This window comes from Pseudomonas sp. Nvir, assembly GCF_963778085.1.
GTDB classification, from domain to species: Bacteria; Pseudomonadota; Gammaproteobacteria; order Pseudomonadales; family Pseudomonadaceae; genus Aquipseudomonas; species Aquipseudomonas juntendi.
Genome location: NZ_CAVZVN010000034.1, coordinates 1 through 1,062, shown reverse-complemented (window position 1 = coordinate 1,062; position 1,062 = coordinate 1). Strand labels below are relative to the sequence as shown.

Annotated in this window: 1 protein-coding gene; it reads right to left on the bottom strand. The window is 56.0% G+C overall.

Going from position 1 to position 1,062, the window contains the following annotated elements; genetic code table 11:
* Positions 1-46 precede the first annotated feature (46 nt).
* Positions 47-1,062: RNA polymerase sigma factor RpoD (gene rpoD, locus AACG97_RS00270; protein WP_338463243.1), on the bottom strand; the 1,016-nt coding region annotated here is incomplete at its 5' end.

Sequence of the window (1,062 nt, the reverse complement as noted above, 5' to 3'; positions counted from 1 at the left end):
CCCGCAGGGAGCTTTTTAACCGGCTGTGGACGATGCCCCGCGACGATTAATCGTCGAGGAAGCTACGCAGCACTTCAGAACGGCTCGGGTGGCGCAGTTTACGCAGCGCCTTCGCTTCGATCTGACGGATACGTTCGCGGGTAACGTCGAACTGTTTACCCACTTCTTCCAGCGTGTGGTCGGTGTTCATGTCGATACCGAAACGCATACGCAGGACTTTCGCTTCACGAGCGGTAAGGCCGGCCAGCACGTCGTGCGTTGCCGCACGCAGGCTCTCGGTGGTCGCGGAATCCAGCGGCAGCTCGAGGGTGGTATCCTCGATGAAATCCCCCAGATGCGAATCTTCATCGTCGCCGATCGGCGTTTCCATGGAGATAGGCTCTTTGGCGATCTTCAGCACCTTACGGATTTTGTCTTCCGGCATCAGCATACGCTCAGCCAGCTCTTCCGGGGTCGGTTCACGGCCCATCTCCTGCAGCATCTGACGGGAGATACGGTTGAGCTTGTTAATGGTCTCAATCATATGCACCGGAATACGGATGGTGCGCGCCTGATCCGCGATGGAGCGGGTGATCGCCTGACGGATCCACCAGGTCGCGTAGGTCGAGAACTTGTAGCCGCGACGGTATTCGAACTTATCAACCGCTTTCATCAGACCGATGTTGCCTTCCTGAATCAGATCGAGGAACTGCAGGCCACGGTTGGTGTATTTCTTGGCGATAGAGATAACCAGACGCAAGTTCGCTTCCACCATCTCTTTCTTCGCACGGCGGGCTTTCGCTTCACCGATGGACATGCGACGGTTGATGTCTTTCACCTGTTCGATGGTCAGGCCGGTCTCTTCTTCGATCTGCTGCAGCTTCTGCAGGCCGCGCTGCACGTCTTCTTTCACTTCCAGCAGCTTCTCGGACCACGGCTTGTTCATTGCTACCGCAGCGTTGAACCAGGTTTCGCTGGTTTCGTTGCCGGTGAACAGCGTGATGAAGTTTTTCTTCGGCATTTTGCACTGCTCAACGCACAGCTTCATGATGATACGTTCCTGAGTACGAACGCGATCCATCA